The 16,316-nt window shown below is 53.3% G+C and carries 15 protein-coding genes and 1 riboswitch; of the genes, 8 read left to right on the top strand and 7 right to left on the bottom strand.

Annotation, left to right across the window (positions count from 1 at the left end):
* Window positions 1-26 precede the first annotated feature (26 nt).
* Both alkB and ada read right to left on the bottom strand, forming a co-directional pair.
* Complete coding sequence (gene alkB / locus CLR69_RS11645; protein ID WP_129712705.1) at window positions 27-683, bottom strand: DNA oxidative demethylase AlkB; 657 nt, start codon at window positions 681-683, stop codon at window positions 27-29.
* Window positions 680-1,795 (bottom strand): bifunctional DNA-binding transcriptional regulator/O6-methylguanine-DNA methyltransferase Ada, encoded by a 1,116-nt coding sequence (gene ada / locus CLR69_RS11650; protein WP_129712867.1) that lies wholly within the window; start codon window positions 1,793-1,795, stop codon window positions 680-682. The genes alkB and ada overlap by 4 nt, the downstream gene beginning before the upstream one ends.
* A gap of 239 nt (window positions 1,796-2,034) precedes the next feature.
* Here ada and CLR69_RS11655 point away from each other — a divergent pair, with 239 nt between their 5' ends.
* Entirely contained in the window at window positions 2,035-2,697 is a 663-nt protein-coding gene (locus CLR69_RS11655; protein WP_129712706.1) for a DNA-3-methyladenine glycosylase family protein, read from the top strand.
* 9 nt (window positions 2,698-2,706) lie between these two features.
* On the opposite strand, the gene CLR69_RS11660 is transcribed toward CLR69_RS11655, so the two are convergent.
* Window positions 2,707-3,177, bottom strand: coding sequence for a multidrug/biocide efflux PACE transporter (locus CLR69_RS11660; protein ID WP_129712707.1), 471 nt, complete (start codon window positions 3,175-3,177; stop codon window positions 2,707-2,709).
* 283 nt (window positions 3,178-3,460) lie between these two features.
* On the opposite strand from CLR69_RS11660, the gene CLR69_RS11665 reads away from it, so the two are divergent.
* The 3 genes from CLR69_RS11665 (at window position 3,461) to fumA (ending at window position 6,717) form a co-directional block, all read left to right on the top strand.
* Window positions 3,461-4,354 (top strand): LysR family transcriptional regulator, encoded by an 894-nt coding sequence (locus tag CLR69_RS11665; protein WP_129712708.1) that lies wholly within the window; start codon window positions 3,461-3,463, stop codon window positions 4,352-4,354.
* Window positions 4,355-4,372: 18 nt separating this feature from the next.
* Window positions 4,373-4,609 carry a helix-hairpin-helix domain-containing protein gene (locus CLR69_RS11670; protein WP_129712709.1) on the top strand — a complete coding sequence of 79 codons (237 nt, stop codon included), beginning with the start codon at window positions 4,373-4,375 and terminating at the stop codon, window positions 4,607-4,609.
* Between the two features lie 464 nt (window positions 4,610-5,073).
* Window positions 5,074-6,717, top strand: a complete 1,644-nt coding sequence (fumA, locus tag CLR69_RS11675; RefSeq protein ID WP_129702997.1) for a class I fumarate hydratase FumA — start codon at window positions 5,074-5,076, stop codon at window positions 6,715-6,717.
* A gap of 97 nt (window positions 6,718-6,814) precedes the next feature.
* On the opposite strand, the gene norR is transcribed toward fumA, so the two are convergent.
* Window positions 6,815-8,353, bottom strand: a complete 1,539-nt coding sequence (gene norR / locus CLR69_RS11680) for a nitric oxide reductase transcriptional regulator NorR (protein WP_129712710.1) — start codon at window positions 8,351-8,353, stop codon at window positions 6,815-6,817.
* Between the two features lie 169 nt (window positions 8,354-8,522).
* Between norR and norV the strand changes: the two genes are divergently transcribed.
* From norV to tehB, 3 genes are all read left to right on the top strand, one after another.
* A complete protein-coding gene (gene norV, locus CLR69_RS11685) occupies window positions 8,523-10,037 on the top strand; it encodes an anaerobic nitric oxide reductase flavorubredoxin (protein WP_129712711.1) in 1,515 nt (504 codons plus the stop codon).
* A 10-nt stretch (window positions 10,038-10,047) separates the two neighbouring features.
* Complete coding sequence (gene norW, locus CLR69_RS11690) at window positions 10,048-11,184, top strand: NADH:flavorubredoxin reductase NorW (RefSeq protein WP_129712712.1); 1,137 nt, start codon at window positions 10,048-10,050, stop codon at window positions 11,182-11,184.
* Window positions 11,185-11,289: 105 nt separating this feature from the next.
* Window positions 11,290-12,150, top strand: coding sequence for an SAM-dependent methyltransferase TehB (gene tehB / locus CLR69_RS11695; protein WP_129702992.1), 861 nt, complete (start codon window positions 11,290-11,292; stop codon window positions 12,148-12,150).
* A gap of 85 nt (window positions 12,151-12,235) precedes the next feature.
* Here tehB and ribB read toward each other — a convergent pair whose 3' ends face one another.
* Window positions 12,236-12,889 carry a 3,4-dihydroxy-2-butanone-4-phosphate synthase gene (gene ribB / locus CLR69_RS11700; RefSeq protein ID WP_129702991.1) on the bottom strand — a complete coding sequence of 218 codons (654 nt, stop codon included), beginning with the start codon at window positions 12,887-12,889 and terminating at the stop codon, window positions 12,236-12,238.
* 125 nt (window positions 12,890-13,014) lie between these two features.
* Window positions 13,015-13,215: riboswitch (FMN riboswitch) on the bottom strand.
* A 186-nt stretch (window positions 13,216-13,401) separates the two neighbouring features.
* On the opposite strand from ribB, the gene ubiK reads away from it, so the two are divergent.
* Window positions 13,402-13,683, top strand: a complete 282-nt coding sequence (gene ubiK / locus CLR69_RS11705) for a ubiquinone biosynthesis accessory factor UbiK (protein WP_129712713.1) — start codon at window positions 13,402-13,404, stop codon at window positions 13,681-13,683.
* A 73-nt stretch (window positions 13,684-13,756) separates the two neighbouring features.
* Here ubiK and yjeH read toward each other — a convergent pair whose 3' ends face one another.
* Together yjeH and zipA are read right to left on the bottom strand one after the other, a co-directional pair.
* Entirely contained in the window at window positions 13,757-15,010 is a 1,254-nt protein-coding gene (yjeH, locus tag CLR69_RS11710) for an L-methionine/branched-chain amino acid transporter (RefSeq protein ID WP_129712714.1), read from the bottom strand.
* A gap of 169 nt (window positions 15,011-15,179) precedes the next feature.
* A complete protein-coding gene (zipA, locus tag CLR69_RS11715; RefSeq protein ID WP_197730552.1) occupies window positions 15,180-16,217 on the bottom strand; it encodes a cell division protein ZipA in 1,038 nt (345 codons plus the stop codon).
* Window positions 16,218-16,316: the final 99 nt, after the last annotated feature.

Genomic DNA, 16,316 nt, shown 5'->3' on the forward strand with positions numbered 1-16,316 from the left:
ACGGGGGAAGCATCCCTGTGGTTTCCCTATCCGGCTTTACGAAACGTCAGATTAAAACGGCATTCATCAAGCATCCCTTGCGGTACGGTGCCATTTTTCAGCGGCAGAATACCGTGGAAATAGAGTCGCGATTCACCGCCCCAGACCACCACATCGCCATGTGTCAGCGGAACGCGCTGCGCTTTATCGCTACGTGCCATACCGCCAAACAGGAACGTCGCGCTAAGCCCCAGCGAGACAGACACGATAGGCTGGCGAAAATCCCGTTCATTTTTATCCTGATGCAGAGACATGCGCGTGCCGACATCATAGCGGTTGATCAGGCAGGCATCCGGTTCGAAATCAGCAAAACCGGCGTCGCTCGCCGCCTGCTTCGCCAGTTGGAAAAAGGCCTCCGGCATAGCTGGCCACGCTTCTCCACTCATCGGATCCTGTGAGGTGTAACGATAACCCTGTTCATCCGTTACCCAGCCGAGCCGACCACAGTTGCTCATCGCCACCGACATCACAAAGCCACCCGGCGTGACCATATTACGCAGAGGCGCGCGCGCAATGACGGTTTGCAGCGCCGCAAGCAATGCTGGCGCGTCGTCATAAGCGCGACCACGCAGGATGACCGCCCCCGGTGCCAGTATTTCCGTCCAGCAACGCGGTGCTTCATCGGCAAATAAATCAAAATTCACGGCGACGATTCCTCTGGCTGATGCACGACCTGTTCTTTCTCCACTTGCTCTTTCTCTAGCAGCGCACGTTTGCGCACAACGCCCCAGCGATAACCTGACAGCGCCCCATCATGTCGCACTACGCGATGACAAGGAATCGCAACTGCCAGTCGGTTTGCCGCACAGGCACCTGCGACAGCGCGCACGGCAGCGGGCGATCCGATTCGCTCGGCAACCTCACGATAGCTCAGCGTTTCTCCTGCCGGAATGGCCCGCAGCGCCTGCCAGACACGCTGCTGGAATGCGGTGCCGCGAATATCGAGCGGCAGCGTCAATCCAATGGACGGATCGTCGACAAACCCGACGACCTGCGCCATCCGTTGCTCAAACACCGCATCGCCACCGATTAACTGTGCGTTGGCAAACATCGTCTGAAGCGAGTTGAGCAGAACGTCAGGGTCGTCTCCCAACAGGATCGCGCAAATCCCTTTCTCGCTCTCCGCCACCAGCACCTCGCCAAGTGAGCAACTGCCAATAGCAAAGTGGACCGTCATCCCCTTTCCTTTGTTCTGAAATGCCGTCGGCGTCATTCCTAAATGCGTACCGGCTTCAGCATAAAAGCGACCGCTAGCGTCATAGCCCGCCGCGATAATCGCCGCAGTCACCTCTTCATTATCTGCTAAGTGTTCACGTAACTGCCGATGACGATGGGCATTAGCATACTGTTTTGGCGTCAGGCCCGTTGTGGTTTTGAACACGCGATGAAAATGGAAAGTGCTCATCCCTACCGCTTGAGCCAGCATCGCCAGCGTTGGCTGATGCTCCGACTGCTCAATCATTCGGCAGGCTTGGGCAATCTGCTGTGCTTGTTGTTCCTGCCGCGACAGTGCTCCCTGACGACACCGTTTACACGGACGGAAACCTGCCGCCTGAGCCTCATTAGCCGTCGCGAAAAACACCACATTTTCACGCTGGGGCTGACGTGAGGCACAGGAGGGCACACAATAAACGCCCGTCGTCTTCACCGCATAAATAAAGCAGCCATCAGCCGCTTTATCGCGCGTTACTACCGCCTGCCAGCGCGAGTCGGCATCCTGAAACGGCGTATCACTAAGCATTGTATCGTTACGCATCGTGTCGTTACGTATCATATGCACCTCATTCCAATCTCAGCATTGCTGCCAATCTTACTATTACTGAAAGTCACGCCATGTGCTAACGCTAAACCGAAGGCACCTTACACACACGTTCAACTCTTGCTTTTTCATTCGAATTTTCTTTTTCATGCGAATAGTCCTTTCCGCATGGCGTGCCATGCGGCAATCTCCTATGCTCATTTTCTGCCCTTGCATTCTCATCACGGAAGCCGTTTATGCCATCCCATCCGCCGTTGGATTTCACACAGCAGGCCAAAACCCACCTCAGCGCTATCAATGCGCGTTGGGCCAGCCTGATCGAACAAATTGGCGATTGTCGCCATCAAACTGCGCCTCACAGGGAACCCTATGAGGCGCTGATGCGTGCCGTTGCCTATCAGCAATTGACGACGCGAGCAGGAGACGCAATGGTCGCGAAACTCCTGCGGGTGCATGACGATGCCTTTCCCAACCCGGAGCAGATGCTGGCCTGTTCCACCGACACGCTGCGGCAGTGCGGTTTTTCCGCCCGCAAAGCGGATACGCTACACGCTATCGCGCAAGGCGCCGTCAGTGGGCTGGTGCCCAGCCTCGAGCAAGCTGCAAACATGGACGATGACACGCTCATTCAGCAGCTCACCTCGATAAAGGGGATCGGGCGCTGGACGGTAGAAATGTTTTTGATTTATTCGCTGGAACGCACCGACATCATGCCGCTTGACGATTTGGGAATTCGTCAGGGATTACGCTACGTCTATGATTTACCGGATATGCCGAAGCCACGTGAATTGCAGGCACTCAGCCTGCCCTGTCAGCCTTACCGCACGGTGGCATCATGGTATTTATGGCGATCGCTTGAACTACCGGCGTATCAGAGCTTCAAGCTGACACACCGGTAAAGCGCAGGGTTAGCGTGAACGGGAGCTGGCCGAAACCTGACGAACATGGCGACGGCGGTTCACAATGCGTTCCCGTAACGTGTCATAAGCCCAGTTATACAGCACGGTATACGGCAGGAAGAACAAGAAGAAGCCGATCTCCACCATCAGCGCCTGCCACAGCGTGACGTTCAGCATCCACGCCGCCAGCGGCAAGCCAATGAGGATAAAGCCACCTTCAAACCCCAGCGCGTGAGCAACACGGATCGGCAGCCGACGCTTAACGCGATCCGCGGGCCATAAGCGATCGAATATCGAGTTATAGATCATATTCCAGATCATCGCGACGCTGGACAACATAATGGCCAGTGCGCCCATATCGAAAAGTGGCTTATTCAGCAGCCAGGCACCCGCAGGTGCACAGATCGACAACGCGATCAGTTCAAAGCCCACCGCATGGCAAAGACGTTCACGTAAGGTTTTGCTGGTTTTGTTCTGCATAGCACATTCACTTTTATTTATTGCACGTTACTGGTCAATTTTAGCCATGACCATGGATGGCATCGTATTACGCCCTTATTTTCATCGCATAAGATGGTAGAGTACAGTTAGATTCCATCGATAAAAGCGATATAGTCGTCATGCGTCAAGTTGCATGCGCGTTGGCTTTACTACTCGGCCCACTCACGTGGACCTCGCCCCGTTGGGGCCGCTGCAATCAGCGTTCAAATGTGCTTCTGGCAGATTTGTCCTGAAACTCGAATTATTTAGGGTATAGATAAAGATGCGTTATTCACCAGAATCCTTACTGGCGTTTGTAACCACCGTTGATGCGGGCTCGTTTTCCGCCGCTGCCCGGCGATTGCATAAAAGCCAGTCCACCATCAGCGCCGCCATTGCCAATCTGGAAGCCGATCTTGGGCTGACGCTATTTGATCGATCTGGCCATCAGCCCGTTCTGACACTGGCGGGCAGAAAAGTGCTTTCTCACGTACAGGCCATCTTATCCGCCAGCGAAGAACTGGATGAGCTGGCGATCCGTCTGGCTGACCATATCGAACCTCGTCTGACGTTTATGCTGTCCGACATCTGGCAAGCGACTCACTATGAACCTGTACTCCAGCGTTTCGCCCAGCACTTTCCCGATATTGAATTTGAATGTCTGCTTGCGGAAGGCGACGACGTTATCGATCTGCTGCAAATGGACCGTGCGCATGTTGGGCTAGTACGCGCCCAAACGGATTATCCGCCCGATGTAGCCGCTGCACGTTTGCAGATCAAGACTGAAATGGCCATTTTCGTGTCGGCAGCTCACCCGCTAGCCGCTGAAAAAGCCGTAACGCGCAGCCAACTGGCAACCGTCCGTCAGCTCTATCTCAATACCTATAAACGCAGCGATCGGCTGCAACCGGAAGGGATCGTTTGGTCTGCGCCGTCCTACCTTATGCTGCTGGAAATGGCACAGCAGGGGCACGGCTGGAGCATGCTTCCGCGCTGGCTGGTGGCGCAATACGACCGACAGAAGCTGGTGGAGTTGCCTGTGGCGGGCTGGCCACAGTGGATTGATGTAGACGTTGTCTGGTCCAAACCCCATCCACCCGGCCCTGCTGGGCTGTGGATGATCGACAATCTCCTTGCCCAGCAAGAGAGTACGCTACACTCTGGGGACACTAACTGATTCACCTATGGAGCAACCATGACTTTTTCCCCACAGGAACGTGAGGTGCTGCTCGCAGTAAAAGGCGTTGGCCCTGCCGTGGTCACCCGTCTGGAACAAATGGGCTTCACCACACTGGCGCAATTGAGCGGGGCAAATGTCAGCGATATTGTCGCGAACGCCGCCGTACTGACAGGCTCAACCTGCTGGAAAAACAGCCCACAGGCACGCGCTGCCATCAGCGCAGCCATAACGCTGGCAAAATCACATCAGTAATCACATCGGCCACAGCACTGTGGCTTATGTGATGAATCTGCTTTTTCGTGAAACGATAAAAAAGCCAATAACGATTCCTTTATATCGTTAACGAATAACATTAAAGATGGAATGGTTATTGTTTTTAATTTCACCGTTTACTTTACTTAATTAAGCCAATTAAAAGAGGAATATTTCCACGCGAACCCGTGCGTATTTTCCTTTGTAGCCTGCACACGGAAAATCAGTGCCGCACCGCGGCTTCTCTCGTCTGCCACAGGGAAAAATAATGCACATCATGATTATTATTGTGATGTACCAAAGTAGTACTTCCCGACAAAAAACCATACTATTATAGGGATTACTACTTTTGTATTCGAGACATCCCTGTGGTGCTGCGGTAATACGCCTTACCTTAATAATAAGACGTTGAATCCTATAAAGGTCGGAATTTACTAATTAATGCAATTGCAAGTGAGAAAAAAATGTCGAATAAACCCTTCTATTACCAAGATCCTTTTCCACTCAGTAAAGATGACACCGAATATCGCCTGCTGAGCAGCGACTTTGTTTCTGTCGCACAATTTGAAGGCAAGGATATCCTGAAAGTCGAGCCAGCAGCATTGACCCTTCTGGCACAACAAGCCTTCCACGATGCCTCTTTCATGCTACGCCCTGCTCACCAGCAGCAAGTTGCCGATATTCTCCACGACCCGGAAGCCAGCGAAAACGATAAATATGTTGCTCTGCAATTCCTGCGCAACTCAGAAATTTCCGCCAAGGGCATTCTGCCGACCTGTCAGGATACCGGTACCGCGATTATCGTTGGTAAAAAAGGCCAGAATGTCTGGACCGGCAGTAACGATGCCGAAGCGCTGTCGCGGGGTGTGTACAACACATTCATTGAAGATAACCTGCGCTACTCGCAGAACGCCGCGCTGGATATGTACAAAGAGGTCAACACTGGCACCAACCTGCCTGCGCAAATTGACCTCTACAGCACCGAGGGCGAAGACTATAAATTCCTGTTCGTCACCAAAGGCGGCGGTTCAGCCAACAAAACCTATCTGTATCAGGAGACCAAAGCGCTGCTGACACCGGGTAAGCTAAAAAGCTTCCTGATCGAGAAAATGCGTTCACTGGGCACCGCGGCCTGTCCGCCTTACCACATCGCGTTTGTGATTGGCGGCACCTCGGCAGAAACCACGCTGAAAACCGTTAAGCTAGCCTCAACCAAGTACTATGACGAACTGCCAACCGAAGGCAACGAGCACGGTCAGGCGTTTCGCGATGTCGCACTGGAGCAAGAGATTCTGGAAGCGGCACGCGATCTGGGTCTGGGCGCGCAGTTCGGCGGTAAATATTTTGCGCACGATGTACGGATTATCCGTCTGCCGCGCCACGGCGCATCTTGTCCGGTCGGTATGGGCGTGTCCTGTTCCGCTGACCGCAACATCAAAGGCAAGATCAACCGCAAGGGCGTCTGGCTGGAGCAGTTAGAACAAAACCCCGGCAAATATATCCCTGAGCACCTGCGTGAAACGGGCGAAGGCGATGCGGTTAAAATCGACCTGAACCGTCCGATGGCCGAGATCCTGAAGACGCTGTCGCAGTATCCGGTATCCACTCGCCTTTCCCTGACCGGTACCATCATCGTGGGTCGTGATATTGCTCATGCCAAGCTGAAAGAGCGTTTGGATAACGGTGAAGGTCTGCCGCAGTACATTAAAGATCACCCGATCTACTACGCAGGCCCGGCAAAAACACCGGAAGGCTACCCGTCTGGTTCATTAGGCCCAACCACCGCAGGCCGCATGGATTCTTATGTCGATTTGCTGCAAGCCAACGGCGGCAGCATGATCATGCTGGCAAAAGGCAACCGCAGCCAGCAGGTCACCGACGCATGCCATAAACACGGCGGCTTCTACCTCGGCAGCATCGGCGGCCCGGCAGCAATTCTGGCGCAAAACAGCATCAAGAGTCTAACCTGCGTCGAGTACCCTGAACTGGGTATGGAAGCTATCTGGAAAATCGAAGTCGAAGATTTCCCGGCCTTTATTCTGGTCGACGATAAAGGCAACGATTTCTTCCAGGTGATTCAGAGCGCCAAATGCGTGAAATGCGGTTGACTCACTTCTGCTGTGATTAGAGGTTAGCCGCTAACGCCAGCCGAGCGGGAAATAGGTTTGTCAACAGTCTGCAACGCCCCGACTATCGGGGCGTTTTTTATTTGATGCCCAGTCGCTTCGCCAGACGGTGCAGGTTGCCGCTGTCCATTTCCAATTCTCGCGCGCAGGATGACCAGTTGCCCTCATGCCGTGCCAGCGTGTGTTGGATAACCCGCCGCTGATAGTCATCTGTTGCCTCTCGCAGGCCGCCGCTGATGAAATAAGCGGGCACGGTCTCAATAGCATTTGACGGTCCTGCTCTGGAATGGACCGGTTGGGAGGGAAGTTCGAGATTAAAATGCTCTGGGCCTAAAAGCACCTCGCCCGATTCTTGTCCGGCACGCGCCAGCACGGTGGCGCGGTAAATAGCATGCTCCAGTTCGCGCACATTCCCCGGCCAGTCGTATTGTTCCAGTAACGCCCCTGCTTCCGCGGTTAGCGCCAAACGTGCCAGCCCCAACTGCACGCGGCTGCGTTCACAGAAGAAACCCGCCAGCAGTGCCACATCCTGACGACGTTCGCGCAGCGGCGGAACAGACAGCGGAAACACGCTCAAGCGGTGGAATAAATCGGCACGAAATACGCCATCCAGTACCGCCTGCCGCAGGTCGCGATTGGTCGCGGCCAACACACGCACATTCACTTTCAGGCTACTGTCATCCCCGACGCGCTGTAGATCGCCATACTGCAATACGCGCAACAGCTTCGCCTGTAGCGTCAGCGACAACTCGCCAATCTCATCCAGAAACAGCGTACCGTTGTCGGCCATTTCAAACTTGCCGGTTCGATGATGAATCGCACCGGTAAATGCCCCTTTCACATGGCCAAACAATTCGCTTTCCGCCACCGATTCCGGTAGCGCGGCGCAGTTCAGGTACACCAGAGGATGATTTGCACGACTGGAACCGCGATGAATCGCCCGTGCCACCAGCTCTTTACCGACGCCAGTTTCTCCCATAATCAATACGTTCAGCTCGGAACCCGCAACGATATCAACCTCTTTCTTCAACCGCTGCATCGGTTCCGATAATCCAACCATTTCCTCCACACTTTCCGCGGCCGGACTTTCGGCATGCACTGGCGCGGGCAACTGCCGCTCAAGACGCTCCATCAGCAGCGCATTACTCAGCGCCGCTGCCGCCATCGCCCCCACCAGCCGCAGTTCCTCATCGCTAAAATGGTCGAACTGACACGGATCCATACCGTCTACGGTCAGCGCCCCAATCAGGTTCTGATTGGCAAACAGCGGCAGGCCAACGCAGGCATGCACTTTAAGATCTTCCTGGCTTGGGATCAGGCCGTCATACGGATCGGGAAGCTGGCTGTCCGCCGGAAAGCGCACCACATCACCCGCACGGGCAATCGCCTCTAGACGAGGATGATCGGACAAACGAAAGCGTCGCCCCAGTACATCCGGTGCCAGGCCGTCAATCGCCAACGGACGGAACAGCTGATTTTCATAACGCAGCAACGCCGACGCATCACAGCGCAGCAGTTGGCGCAGGCTGTTAATCAAGCGCTGAAAACGATCCTGATTTGATAGCCCCATTTGCAGCTCGATAGCAATGCGGGCAAGGGCGTTAATAGAAAGCGTCATGGTGTGTCCTAATGACAGAACTTGTGTCATTAAGACAATATATAATCCGTGTCATTATGACAACAAATATTTATTAAATACATAAAAATCAACATATTAAAAAATGGCACGCTTCCTGCTATCTCTCTACAGCATATTTCCCCGCATATAATTATTGAGGTTTCAGAACATGACAATTCACGTAAAGAACAACATCCACTGGGTTGGACAACGCGATTGGGAAGTCCGTGATTTTCACGGCACAGAATACAAAACGCTGCAAGGCAGTAGCTACAACAGCTACCTGATCCGCGAGGAGAAAACCGTGCTGATCGATACTGTCGATCATAAATTCAGCCGCGACTTTGTCCAGAATCTCATGGCTGAAGTGGATCTGAACACGATTGATTATATCGTGATCAACCATGCCGAAGAGGATCACGCCGGGGCGTTAAGCGAGCTGATGGCGCGTATTCCCAACACGCCGATTTACTGTACCCACAATGCGATCGATTCCATTACCGGTCATCACCATCATCCTGAGTGGAATTTCCACACTGTCAAAACCGGCGACACGCTGGATATCGGCAACGGCAAGCAGCTGATCTTTATCGAAACGCCGATGCTGCACTGGCCGGACAGTATGATGACCTACATGACCGAAGATGCCGTACTGTTCAGTAACGATGCGTTCGGTCAGCACTACTGCGATGAACACCTGTTTAATGACGAGGTGGACCAAACTGAGCTGTTCGAACAGTGCCAGCGCTATTTCGCCAATATCCTGACGCCGTTCAGCCGTTTGGTGACCGCCAAGATCCACGAAGTGCTCGGCTTCAATCTGCCGCTGTCGATGGTCGCCACCTCGCACGGTGTCGTGTGGCGTGACGATCCTGCCCAGATTATCCACCTGTATCTGAAGTGGGCTGACAGCTATCAGGAAGATCGCATCACGCTGTTTTACGACACCATGTCGAATAACACCCGCATGATGGCTGACGCCATTGCGCAAGGCATTAACGATGTCGATCCAGGCGTCGCGGTGAAAATATATAACGTCGCCCGCCACGACAAGAACGAAATCCTGACTCAGGTCTTCCGCTCGAAGGGCGTGTTGGTCGGTTCATCCACCATGAATAACGTGATGATGCCGAAAGTCGCGGCCATGCTGGAAGAGATCACCGGCCTGCGTTTCCAGAACAAAAAAGCCTCGGCATTCGGCAGCTACGGCTGGAACGGCGGTGCAGTAGACCGTATTCAAACTCGCCTGATGGACGCCGGTTTTGAAACCACGCTGGCGCTGAAAACTAAATGGCGTCCTGACGGTTCGGCGCTGGAAATTTGCCGCGAGCACGGCCGAGAAATTGCCCGCCAGTGGGCGCTGCATCCACTGGATGATACGCCTGCCCGTCGCGTCATCTCGCCAGTGAAACCGACCGCCGCCGTACCGCCAGTTACCGCTGCATCTCAATCCGTAAGCGATTGTGGATGTCATGACGTCGCAGCGCCACAGTCAACAGCAAAGCCAGCAGCACAGTCAGAAAGCGGCTGTATGCAATGCAGCGTTTGTCAGTGGATCTACGATCCGGCACTTGGCGAACCCATGCAGGACGTCACACCTGGCACCATGTGGTCGGATGTACCCGACAGCTTCCTCTGTCCAGAATGCGGGCTGGGTAAAGACGTTTTCAATCCGGTTCGCTAAGGAAGGGATGATGAAAGATATCGTGATTATTGGCGCGGGCTTTTCCGCCCGCCAGCTCATCCGACAGCTACGCAAGTTGGATGCCCACAGCCCTATCCGCCTGATCACCGCCGACAGCGGCGATGAGTACAACAAGCCGGATTTAAGCCATGTGATGAGTCAGCAACAGCGCGCCGACGAGCTGACCAAAATGCAGGCAACCGCGTTTGCCGAGGAAAACCGTATTACGCTGCTGGCCAATACGCGTGTTACCGCTATTGACCGCAACGCACAACAGGTTGCCTGCGGAGCGGATCGTTACGATTACCACAAGCTGGTGTTCGCGACAGGTGCCAGCGCAATCGTGCCACCGATTCCAGGGCGCGAACACATGCTGACGCTCAATAGTCAGCAGGAATACCGCGCCCACGAATCCCGACTCTGGCAGGCCAAACGCGTGCTGGTGCTCGGTGCCGGACTCATCGGTACCGAACTGGCGATGGATTTGGGTCGCGCCGGAAAACAGGTCACGCTAGTTGACTGCGCCGGCAGCATTCTGCCTGCGCTGATGCCGCCTGAAGTCAGTGCGCGCCTGCAATTCACACTGACACAACAGGGCGTTTCGCTGCGGCTAAACACAACCGTGCAGCAGTTGGAGAAAACTGAAACCGGTGTGCAGGCTATGTTTACCGATGGGCGAACTGTCGAAGTGGACGACATCATCTCCGCCGTCGGTTTGCATGCCAATACGCAACTGGCAACAGCAGCAAATTTAGCCGTGCGAAAAGGCATCCTGACTAATGCGCAGCTACAAACCACCGATCCGCAGATTTATGCGTTGGGCGACTGCGCGGAAATTGGCGGTAAGATTCTGCCTTTCCTGCAACCCATTCAGCTCAGCGCGATTACACTGGCGAAAAATCTGCTGGGAGCCAGTGAAGCGCTGACGCTGCCGCCGATGCTGGTTAAAATCAAAACGCCACTGTTTCCGTTACAGATGGCAGGTGATACCACCAGCAGGGATTTGCACTGGCAGCAGGAATGGAACGATCAGGGCATGGTAGCCAAAGCGCTGGATAGTCAGCAAAAGCTGTGTGCCTTTGTGGTCGGCGGTGAGCGAATGAAAGAGGCATTTCCTCTGCTACGGCAGCTTTCTGCCACCGTTTGATACGGAAAAACAAATAATGCATTTAAAATACATATTTCTGGTCAGACCGCATGCGGATTAATAGAATACGGCCATAGAGTGTAGAATTTACAGACCGAGGTAACGATGCAAGATCTCATTTGTTATAAGAAGATGCCACAGTGGAACAGCCAGACGCTGCCTGCCGCGTTTCAGGAAAAGCACAACACACAAGAAGGCTCCTGGGCAAAACTGACCGTGTTGAAAGGGGAAATGACCTTTTCCATGCTGACCGAGGGTGGCGATACGCTGGAGACGTTCCATTTCTCCGAACAGAACCAGCCGCCGTTTGTGGAACCACAGGCATGGCACCGTATCGTCTCATTCTCTGACGACCTGGAATGTCAGCTTAGCTTTTTCTGTTCGGCGGAAGATTTCTACCATAAAAAATACGGTCTGACGCGAACCCACTCCGAAGTGATCAACGCAGTGCAGCACATTAAACCGGGTAAAGCACTGGATTTGGGCTGCGGCGGCGGGCGCAACTCGCTGTATCTGAACCTGCGCGGGTTTGACGTGACTGCTTGTGATAAACACGAGCAAAGTATTGATTCGCTCAATAACATCATCAAAAGCGAAGCGCTGGAAAACATCCGGGCGGGCGTTTACAACATCAATCTGGCGGAAATCAAAGAGCAATACGATTTCATCCTCTCAACCGTCGTACTGATGTTTCTGGAACGTGACCGTATTCCACATATCATCAGCAATATGCAGGGCAGCACCGTGAACGGTGGCTACAACCTGATTATCGCGGCAATGTCGACGGAAGATTGCCCGTGCCCAATGCCCTTCTCGTTTACCTTTAAAGAAGACGAACTGAAAAACTATTATGCCGATTGGGAGATCCTCAAATATAACGAGGACATGGGTGAATTACACAAAACGGATGCACAGGGTAATCGCATCAAGCTGCGTTTCGCTACGCTGCTGGCAAGAAAATCCTAAATAGGGATCAACCGTTAAAAATCCTAAGCGGTAAAATAGAAAAGGGCCGATTAATCGGCCCTTTTCATTCTCTATCTGTGTGATATCAGCTGGCTTTGCGCTCTGCCGCAACGCGGTAAGCCACCAAATCTTCAATCGTCAGCACCGGCATATCATGCTGTCTGGCAAACACGATCACTTCCGGCGCGTGCGCCATTGAGCCATCATCGTTCGTCAATTCACACAGAACACCAGACGGCTTCAAGCCCGCCAGCGTCATCAGATCCACCGTCGCTTCAGTGTGACCACCGCGTGTTAATACACCACCAGCCTGGGCGCGCAACGGGAATACATGGCCTGGACGATTCAGATCGCTCGGCTTGGCATTATCCGCAATCGCAGCACGAATGGTGGTCAAGCGGTCTGATGCAGAAACACCTGTCGTCACGCCTTCAGCGGCTTCGATCGTCACCGTGAACGCCGTTTGATAATGGCTGGAGTTCTTCTCCACCATCATCGGCAATTCCAGTTGCTGGCGACGCTCTTCGGTCAGGCACAGGCACACAATGCCACTGCCGTGACGAATCGTCAGCGCCATTTGTTCAACGGTCATATTTTCAGCGGAAAAGATCATGTCACCTTCGTTTTCACGATCTTCATCATCCAGTACCAGCACGCCGCGGCCATGACGCAATGCATCAAGTGCGCGTTCTACGCGTTCGGTAGGATTGCCAAATTCAGAAAGTAATGTCTGATTCATGGTAAAAAACCTCAATGTTATTATGGATTACCAGAATCAGGGCGAGCTTGAGGAGTAACCACACTACTGGTTGCATAGCAATGGTTAACAAAATAACGCGAGCGGGCACATAACCCGACAGATACCGTTACTCTCTCCCATCCGGACTTTAACCGTCGGCCCCGGAATTACACCGGGTCTGCTGACCTCACGTTGCGGAAACCGACAATAAATACCGGAAAACACAGCGTGAGCGCTCGCGGGCTTCCAGTGCGCAGAACCTTATTCGTTCATACGTTCACTGGTTTACCGCCGGTGGGGAATTACACCCCGCCCTGAGAATAAGCGCGTTTACTATAACGCTAATACCTCGACAGGGCAATTGATCCGCCACAGGAAATAGGGCAAAACGAATGCTGGATTACAGTAAAATTATGCTGAATATGTGCAAAGCAGATGTCGGATTTCGTTTATAGGCATTACACTTGCTCTTGCTATAGTATTTACTTACATAACCTAATCAGGAAAGCGACATGATTGACCCAAAGAAGATTGAGCAAATCGCCCGTCAAGTGCATGAATCTATGCCAAAAGGTATCCGGGAATTGGGTGATGATGTGGAGAAAAAGATTCGTCAGGTCTTGCAAGCACAGCTGACCCGACTGGATTTGGTAAACCGTGAAGAGTTCGATATTCAGACGCAGGTTTTGCTCCGCACGCGCGAGAAGATTGCGCGTCTGGAACAGCGCCTGACCGAGCTGGAAGCGAAACTGTCTGTGGAAGAAAAACCAGCCGTAGCACCGGAAAACGACTAATCATCATCGCGATGCAACGCCCTACTCAGGGCGTTGCTCGATTCTCTACACCGCAACAGCGGCGATCGTCCGATCAGTGGGAAACCAGTTCAACCGACCTACGCGGCAGGAACAGCCATAGCACAGCCAGCATGATTAATGCGTACAGAGATTTCCAGCCGATCATCAGCAATAGCGCACAGCAGAGCATGCCCCCAATTGCCGCCATCACTCTGGCGCGCCCTTTCAGCAAACGCCACCCTGCCAGCATACACAGCAAATAAATCAGCACAAAGATGCCGTTCGCGTACACAATCAGCATGTCCAACGGTAGCCTGAGCCAGTAAATCAACAGGCAGCACACCAAACAGCAGGCAACAACCATCGACAGTGCATTAACCGGAGTCTGCCCTACAGACAACTTAGCCAACGCACTGCCTTTCGGTGCCTGCGACCAGACTAAACGGGCGAAACCCTGCGTGTAGATATTCACGCTGGCAAAACAGGCCAGATATCCAACAAAGCAGGCAATCCACAAAGCGTGCTGGCCAAACAGCTGCACGACGATCCCCGGCAATGACGCCGTTGCGGCCATTCCCTCACCGTAAGCTTTAAAATGCAATACCGCTACCGTGCATCCCCAATAAACCGCGCCAGCAACCAGCATGCCGATGAGTAAAGCCCGTGGAAAATCCCGCTCCGGTACCCGAAATTCCGTCGCCATGTGAGCAAACGCTTCAAGGCCAACGAAACACCAGAACATGACAGCCAGCGCGCCGAAGGTGTTAAGCCATGACAGTTCACTCACCGACGGCCAGGGGATATGCGCGGGCGTGATATCGCCCTGCCACCAGATTGCGGCAACCAATCCTACAACCAACATCGCAATGACGATCTGAATATTGGCGCTGGATCCTGCACTGCGCAGACCAAGAAGCCAGATGCCACCTAGCGTCAGCAGTTGTACGCAGAGCAGCCCCAGATCGCTCCAGCCAAATGCCGCCTGCCAGAACCCCGCGGCGATCTGCAAAGCAGCAGGCAAGCCAAGAGGAATAACGGAAAGGAATAACCAGCCAGTCACACGCGCCATGCGCGGTCCAAAGGCCAGGTTAACAAAGTGAGCAGCGCCGCCCGCATTAGGAAAATGCTGCCCCAACGCAGCAAAGCCAATGGCAATAGGAAAAACAAGCAGGATCAATATCGGCCACGCCCACAGGCTGTCTTGCTGTGCCAGCTGTGCGACCAATGCAGGAACCGCAAACACCCCGGTGCCCAACAGCGAAGTAGAAAGCAGCCCAACGCCTTGAATCAGGCCAAGTTCTTGTTTTAATCCTTTTGCTTCACTCACAACGTTTCACCTTTTCCTGCCTTTCTATATCAATGTCGGTTCGAAGAATCACGGTAGGCTCGAAGAATAAAAAAAGCCTCCATTAACGGAGGCTTCTCTCACCCACTACATTCACAAACTTTCTGCTTTCACATACGCCTTTATGCTTTCGCATAGATAGATTGTGCTATCAGGCGTTAGCTTTCAGCACATCGCGAATGCGGGCTTTGTAGGATTCGACCTTCTGCGGCGTCATCATACGACGCTCATCATCCTGCACCACGCCGCCAACATCGTCAGCTATACGCTGCGCAGACTGGAGCATTAGTTTAAAGTTCTGACTGGCGTCACCATAAGACGGCACCATCATGAAAATGGACACGCCAGGCGTCGAGAATTCTGCCATCGCGTCCACATTGAACGAGCCAGGTTTAACCATATTGGCCAGGCTAAACAACACCGGCCCTGCGCCAGCTGGATTCACATGGCGATGGAAAATATTCATTTCGCCAAACTGGAAACCGGCCTGAAGCAGGCTTTGCAGCAGCAATTCACCGCCGATGACACCGCCCTGATGCGCCACCACGTGCAGTACCAGAACCGCTTCTTTTGCCGCTACGGGTTCAACAGGTACAGCGGGTTGCTGAGGCTGTACGGGTGCTGACTGAACTTTTTCATGCAACGAACGTTCATGCAGCGAATGCGCAACAGGCTGCGACGGCGTGGCGTCATACGCAGACGGTTCACGAGAAGCGTTAATGTTCGGCTCAGAAATAGACGTTTCTCTGGGGTCAACAACCTGCGGTTTGGCATCACCGCGCACCTGAGAACGCGGAGAATCCACTGGGGTAGCTTCATCCAGTAACGGATCGTAAGAAGAAATAGGAGACATGTGCTCGAACGGCGATTTTGCCTCTGAACGAGCGTCTTCACGCGCACTACCGTAGTTATCAAATGAAGCGTTATCGAATGACGAGTTATCAAGCGAAGCGCTGCCAAATGAAGGCTCATTCTGCTGTGGCCGAGCGCCTTTCACGCGAACTTCGCCAACGCCTTCATCCAGATCGTCAAGCGGCGTTTCATCACGCATTTTCTTTGCACGTTTAACCGGGCGGTCACGAAAAAGGGACGAGCGCTCTTTACGGCTGGTCCACAAGCCGTGAAGTAAAAGCGCTATTATAGCGATCGCGCCAACAACGATTAATATCAGACGCAAGTCCTGCATCATTGCTATCCCAATTGTTCTAACAATACATTGCCACCACGGCAAATACTTATACTACTAACTCTATTTGCCTGAGTACACAAGTGCAAGCCTGCACGGTAC

Origin of the sequence: Pectobacterium zantedeschiae (assembly GCF_004137795.1) — a bacterium.
In the GTDB taxonomy this organism is placed as follows: Bacteria; Pseudomonadota; Gammaproteobacteria; order Enterobacterales; family Enterobacteriaceae; genus Pectobacterium; species Pectobacterium zantedeschiae.